The organism is Acidovorax facilis (assembly GCF_023913775.1).
Classification (GTDB): domain Bacteria; phylum Pseudomonadota; class Gammaproteobacteria; order Burkholderiales; family Burkholderiaceae_C; genus Acidovorax; species Acidovorax facilis.
In genome coordinates this window covers 22,018-28,017 of the sequence record NZ_JAMXAX010000081.1, presented here as the reverse complement: position 1 = coordinate 28,017, position 6,000 = coordinate 22,018, and the positions used below count along the sequence as shown (strand labels likewise).

The window sequence follows — 6,000 nt, the reverse complement described above, 5'->3', positions numbered from 1 at the left end:
CCCGCCACCACCCGATTCCGCCCCGTGTTCTTCGCTTCATACAGTGCCGCATCCGCCCGCGCCAGCAGCTTGTCCATCGAGTCGTTCTGCGGCAGGCTCAGGGTGACGCCGATGCTGACGGTGCAGCCCACCTCGTTGCCCTGGGGCACGCAGGCGGCGCGGATGCGCTCGGCCACCTGCAGAGCAGCGTCCAGGGGGGTGTTGGGCAGTAGCAGGGCAAATTCTTCGCCGCCAAAGCGGCCCAGCAGGTCCTTGCTGCGCAGGCAGCGCTGTACCTTGGCGGCAAACTCCACCAGTACGCGGTCGCCGGCCTGGTGGCCGTGGGTGTCGTTGATGGTTTTGAAATGGTCCAGGTCCAGCATCAGCATGGCCAGGGGCTGGCCGGTGCGGTGGCTGCGCTCCAGCTCGATGGCGCAGGCTTCGTCCATGTAGCGCCGTGTCAGGGTGTTGGTGAGCGAGTCGCGGGTGGCCAGCAGCTCCAGCTCGGCCCGCAGGCGGTCGCCAGCCATCAGCACGGCGCCCACCGAAAACAGCAGGACGGACACGGAAAAACTGGCGATGAACAGCACGTGCTGCGGCGTGCCGCTCAAGATGGTGTCGCCCATGGGCAGGAAGAACGTGGTGGCAAGCCGCACCAGCTGAATCACGGCGATGTACACGATCACCCCCACCGTGAGCCAGCGCGAAAAGCTGCCCATGCCCTGCCGCACGATGAACCAGGCGTGCACGGCAAACATCACGGCCAAGAGTGCCGTCACAAGCCGCAGGCGGGCTGTGTAACTGGGGTCGCCCAGGGCGAACCAAAGGGTGCCCAGCGTGACGGCGACAGTCACCGCCAGCCAGCGCCAGGTGGCTGGGCGCACGCCGTAAAAACGCTGGGTGCCCGCATACAGGCCATACACGCCCCAGCACAGCAAGAAATTGGGCACGGCCGTGGTGAGGATTTCAGGCAGTTGCCCACGCGAGGCCGCCAGGATGCCGCCCACCACAATGATCAACAGCGCCTGCGCCCATTGGCCCAGACCCTGAATGCTGGGCGGGTAGCTGCGCTTGAGAGCCCACAGCACCAGCGCCATCAGTGCACTCATGGCGCTGATCAACACGATGGCGGTGCGCGGGTCTATCACGTTCATGGTGGTGCCAGTTTGCCGGAATCGTTCCAGTTTGGGGGATGGGCTGCACAGGCCAAGGCGACAGAGCATGAGGGGCGCCATGCACCACCACTTGCAGCCTACGCCCCGCTGCGGATGACGTTAAGGGTGTGGGCAGGTGCAATGGGCAGCAAGCGGGTAAACCACGGGCCGTGGCGGCCCGGCCGGTGTTCTGCATATGCCCAAGATCGATTGCTCACTATTTGATAGCTTCTGGCGCTTATCCATCAAGCGCCAGAGCATATTTCAATCAAATTTTCGGCGTTTTACGGCATGCGCCCCGACCTTCAAGGCGTGAAGGCACGCACGCACCGCGTCTGCAGGTTTTGGGTCTTGGGGATAGTCACCGGATTGCCGATGGAAAAATCATTGATCCATGCGTCGGTCAGGGGCGAGGCCGAGCCCTCGGTGGAGCTCCAATAGAGGGCGTTGGCGAAGCCGCCTACCGCCACCCTGTTGGTATACAGCGCCGCGAGCTGGTTGCGGGCGGGCAGGAACCAGTCGTTGTAGCAGGTATTGCCCACCTGGCAGGGCGTATTGCCTTGCGAATCGACCTGGTAGGTGCTGCACAGTTGCGCGGCATAAACGCCCGCACCCAGGGCCACTCCGACGGCCGCGGTGTTGCTGGCGCCGTCGGTGTCGCTTTGCGCACCCGGCCCCACGGCCGTGCCGAAGCCACCCCACCCGATCCCGGTGCTGTTGTCTGCGGTGGCCGCAATCAGGTTGTTCAGTCCGCCGCCCAGCGCAGCAATCACGCCGCCGCCACTGCTTTGCCCCACAGCGGTGGCCAGGTAGGTATAGCCACTGGCCAGCTGAGCGGCCCCGGCCGGGGTGAAAACCGCCACATTGACGGCACCCGCTGCATGCGCTGGCGTGACCGCCGTGATGGTGGTGGCATTGACCACGTTGACCGAAGTGGCGGGCACACCGCCAAACGTGACGCTGGTGGCGCCGGTGAGCCCGGTGCCGGTCAGCGTGACGCCGACCCCACCCGATGCAGTGCCAGAGGTGGGGCTGATGGCGGTCAGCGTGGCGCCCGAGACGTAGAGGCTGCGGCAGATGGCATCGACATCCACCCGGCAGGTGGCACCATTGGCCAGCATGGCCCCCACGCCGCAGGCGGGATGGGGCGATGGCGTGGGAGGCCCGGGGGGCAGCAAGGTGTTGGCCGGGTTGGTGTCAAAACACTGGGCCAGATCGGGCGGGTCGATGGCGGCAATTCGCAACGCAACGCCGGAGTTGTTGCTGAAGTCCGCAGGCTGAAAGCCTGTGAAACCACCCGCCGTGATGGGGCTGACGGTAATGGGCAGTGTCTCGCCCGCAGGTTGGGTGAAGGCACTGACAACCTGCGCCATCAAACCCGACCCTTGTACCGCCAGGCCCACCACTGCGGCCACCAGCAGCAGCGACGCCACACGCCGCACGCTGTGACTGCGGCGCAGCGACCACCACCCGGCCAGCGCAACAGCCACCAGCAAGGCGCCCAGCGCCAGGGGGTTGTCCACCGGCACATTGGCCACGGCAGGGGCGCCGCTGGAGATCGTTTGGGCCGACGCGGCAAAGGGCAGCGTTGACAGCAGCATCAGCATGGCCAGCGGTGCAAACGGACCAGCGCTTCCAGGTTGGGTGTTCTTCATCAGTGAATCCTCCCTGCGGGGTGGTTGGGGTGATGGTTGGATAGTTGCAAATTAACACAACCTCCGCGAGACGGGCGAACGGGTGGCACGGAGAGGTCGTCGAGAGCAACGGCCCGGGTCGTCCTGAACCAGGCTCTTGCAGGGGCCGCTGCCCCACCAGACTGGCATCATCATGACCCCATGAAGTTGTTGGAACCCTCTAAGAACCTGTTCAAGATCTTTTCGGGGATCGCATTGGAGTGCAATCGGGATGAGTGGAAGCTTCGGATGAGCCGCATGGGCTCGTGCCCATGCAAGCAGCCGGGGCGTCCAATCGCCCGATTTCACTCCAACCCTTCGGGCAAGTGCCTTGCCGGGCGGTCTGCGGCGTTGCGGCGCTTGCCAATAGCCGAGCTATTGGCAGCGCACCGCGCCTTGCATACCATCCCGCAAAGGCCACAGCGCGACCCCTGCGGGGCCGTCAACAGGCTCCGAAAGACGGCGGTAAAGCTCACCTTTCTGAAAGGCGCTGCGCTGCGCTGCCCGACCCGGCGCGCCTGTTCAATGCCAGCCTGGACGGCAACGCACGCCGTGCCATTGATATCCACGAGGGCGACACACTGCCTGCCGATGCGTTCCGCGCACTCATCCGTGCGGCGGTAGAGCTCAATGCCCTGAGCGGTAGCAAGGCCCACAAGGGCCGGGCCCCGGGGCACACAGGGTCGGCCGCCTAGGCCACCAGCATTCAGACCACCAGAAGGATCAACCCATCATGCTCTCGCACGTGTTTTTGGGCATTTCAGACTTTGAGCGCGCGCTGGCGTTTTACCGGCCTGTGCTGAGCGTACTGGGGGTGAAGGAGCGTTTTTGCGAGCCCGACCGGCCCTGGGCAGGTTGGGAATCCACCCCCGGGCCGCGCCCGCTGTTTGTGATTGCGCGCCCCTTCAATGGCGAGGTGCCACAGCCCGGCAACGGCACCATGGTGGCCTTTGCGGCCGCCACGCGCGACCAGGTGGATGCTGCGCATGCCCTGGCGCTGAGCCTGGGCGCCGTGTGCGAGGGCCGCCCGGGCCTGCGGCCCGAGTACCACGCCCATTACTACGGCGCGTATTTTCGGGACCCTGACGGCAACAAGCTGTGCGTGGCGTGCCACGCGGCGCCGCTGTAACGCCCACCCTCAACCGGGCAGCGGTTGGTAACGCCACTGCACATTCATAACCAGCACCTCGCCCTGCGCCAGCGTGCGCAGGCCGGGCTGGCCCGGTTGGTGAAAGGCGTCGATGGGCTGGGTGATGGGCTCAAAGCAGAACGCCGGGCCTTGCGGCGGGCGGTACACCAGGCAATAGTGATGGGCCGCGCCGCCGTCCTTGTCAAAGTCTGACATCTGGGCGGTCAAGCGCAGGCCCCGCTCGGGCCAGTCGATCTGCGCCGTGCCGCCCCAGCCGGTGTAGGCGTTGTCGATGAGGCCGCCGTGCGCGGGGGCGCCCACATTCAAGTCCCAGCCGGGCGGAAACTGCTGCGTGTGCTCCGTGGGCAACGGGTCGTCGCCGCACAGCCACACGCCCTGCACCGGCGCCGTGATGCGTGTGCCGGGCGTGCGCGGAAACCAGGGGTGCAGGCCCAGGCCGTAGGGCAGCGGCTGCGCGCCCAGGTGGCGCACTTGCACCGACTGGTCCAGGCCGCCGTCCACCAGGCGGAAGGTCTGCACACATTCGTAGTCGTAGGGGTTGCCGTCGAAGTGCTGCGAGCGCAGCTGCATCTGCAGCGTGTCGGGGGCGGGCTGGGTGATCTGCCAGGGCTGCAGCCACCCGTCGCCATGGATGGGATACGGCTCGCCCCCCCGGTTGGGGCGCATGGGGTGGAACTGGCCCGCGTGCTCGAACCCGCCGCCGCTGATGCGGTTGGACCAGGGCACCATGGCAAACGACGCGAGCTGGTAAAGGTCGGGTGTGGCGCCGTCCCAGGGCCGCCACAGGTCGATGCGTGCGCCCGCCTCTTGCGGGTCGTCAATCTGCCAGGCCGCCACGCTGCCGCCGAGCGTCGGCACCAAGCCCAGGTGCTGCCCCGCGCGGTGCAGCCAGACGATGGGGTGGGATGAAGAGGCCTCGGTCATGGGCGGTGTGCTTTCTGCGGGATAGAGGAAAAAGGAGGCGGAGCCACGGGCCCCGCGCTGCGCCTGGGGCTGGCGTCAGCCGCCAAACAGATGCGAGGGCAGGCCGGGCGTGCTGATGTCCACGGCAAACAGCGCACCCGCCAGCGGCTCGGCCGCGAGCTGTTCAGACGTGAGGCCGGTGCGGGCCGAGGTGATGTACAGCGTGCGCAGGTCCGCACCGCCAAAGGCGCAGTTGGTGACCTGGCTCACGGGCAGCGGGATGCGGGCCAGTTCATCGGCGGTGTCGGCGTCATGGCAGGTGATGCAGCCGCCGCCCCAGTGCGCAATCCACAGGCGGCCCTGCGCGTCGGTGGTCATGCCGTCGGGCACGCCGTCAGCCGCGGGCCAGCGCTTCCACAAGGTCTTGTCGCTCACGGTGCCGGTGGCTGGGTCGCAGCGGTAGCGGTAGGTGGTGCCCTGCACCGTGTCGTTGAAAAACATGGCTGGGCCTTGCGCGGTGGCGGCCCAGGTGGGGCCGTTGGTCACGGCAAAACCATCGTCGTGCCGCACGCAGTCGCCGCTGGCGGTGTAGGTGTAGAGCGCGCCTGTGGGGGCCTCACACGCAAAGTCCATGCTGCCACCCCAGAAGCGGCCCCAGGCGTCGCACTTGCCGTCGTTGAATCGGTTGCCTGTGCGCTCTGGCTCGGGCTGGTGCAGGTAGCGCGGGGCGATGTCAGCAGCGGGGTCGAACAGTGCAAAGCCCCGGCGCAGCGTGACGATGAAGCCAGGGGCGTTGGCGCGCTCGGCGATGGCCGAGATTTCTTCATCAAACGTCCAGCGTTGGTGGGCGCTCGTGGCCGGGTCCCAGCGGTGCAGCTCGCGCTGCAGGATGTCCACCCAGTACACGGCCTGCTCGCGCACCGACCACATCACGCCTTCGCCCAGGGCGTTGCCCAGTGCGACCACGCAGCGTGGTTCGCTGGTTGTCGTTGGGGCAGAGGCGGACGCGCCGCTGGACGGTGGGATGGGGGTATCCAGCAAAGGGCGCACGTTGGTTGTCTCCGGTCGTTTTTTTGCATCGGCCTGCCGCCAGGCACTTGACGAGCGGCATCTTATCAACGCCAATTGATGCTTGAAATGA

General features: G+C 66.7%; 5 protein-coding genes and 1 pseudogene. 2 read left to right on the top strand and 4 right to left on the bottom strand.

Annotated features, from left to right (window positions below; genetic code table 11):
• Together NFX52_RS19705 and NFX52_RS19700 are read right to left on the bottom strand one after the other, a co-directional pair.
• Positions 1–1,133, bottom strand: a 1,133-nt coding sequence (locus NFX52_RS19705) for a GGDEF domain-containing protein (RefSeq protein ID WP_055401779.1), incomplete at its 3' end; no start/stop codon positions are given.
• Positions 1,134–1,438: 305 nt separating this feature from the next.
• Positions 1,439–2,788, bottom strand: a complete 1,350-nt coding sequence (locus tag NFX52_RS19700) for a midcut-by-XrtH protein (RefSeq protein ID WP_202907222.1) — start codon at positions 2,786–2,788, stop codon at positions 1,439–1,441.
• A gap of 474 nt (positions 2,789–3,262) precedes the next feature.
• Between NFX52_RS19700 and NFX52_RS19695 the strand changes: the two are divergent.
• Positions 3,263–3,501 (top strand): annotated as a pseudogene (locus NFX52_RS19695) (DUF1801 domain-containing protein); the annotation flags it as partial.
• A 38-nt stretch (positions 3,502–3,539) separates the two neighbouring features.
• Positions 3,540–3,935 carry a VOC family protein gene (locus NFX52_RS19690; RefSeq protein ID WP_055401783.1) on the top strand — a complete coding sequence of 132 codons (396 nt, stop codon included), beginning with the start codon at positions 3,540–3,542 and terminating at the stop codon, positions 3,933–3,935.
• 9 nt (positions 3,936–3,944) lie between these two features.
• Here the strand turns inward: NFX52_RS19690 and NFX52_RS19685 are convergent, their stop codons facing one another.
• Together NFX52_RS19685 and NFX52_RS19680 are read right to left on the bottom strand one after the other, a co-directional pair.
• Positions 3,945–4,880 carry an aldose 1-epimerase gene (locus tag NFX52_RS19685; protein WP_055401785.1) on the bottom strand — a complete coding sequence of 312 codons (936 nt, stop codon included), beginning with the start codon at positions 4,878–4,880 and terminating at the stop codon, positions 3,945–3,947.
• Between the two features lie 75 nt (positions 4,881–4,955).
• On the bottom strand, positions 4,956–5,909 hold the full coding sequence (locus NFX52_RS19680) for an SMP-30/gluconolactonase/LRE family protein (RefSeq protein WP_082437625.1): 954 nt from the start codon (positions 5,907–5,909) through the stop codon (positions 4,956–4,958).
• Between the last annotated feature and the right edge of the window lie 91 nt (positions 5,910–6,000).

Bases quoted from the DNA above. Each gene is read 5' to 3' on its own strand.
- NFX52_RS19700 (WP_202907222.1), bottom strand. From the start codon at position 2,788: ATGAAGAACACCCAACCTGGAAGCGCTGGTCCGTTTGCACCGCTGGCC.
- NFX52_RS19685 (WP_055401785.1), bottom strand. From the start codon at position 4,880: ATGACCGAGGCCTCTTCATCCCACCCCATCGTCTGGCTGCACCGCGCG.
- NFX52_RS19690 (WP_055401783.1), top strand. From the start codon at position 3,540: ATGCTCTCGCACGTGTTTTTGGGCATTTCAGACTTTGAGCGCGCGCTG.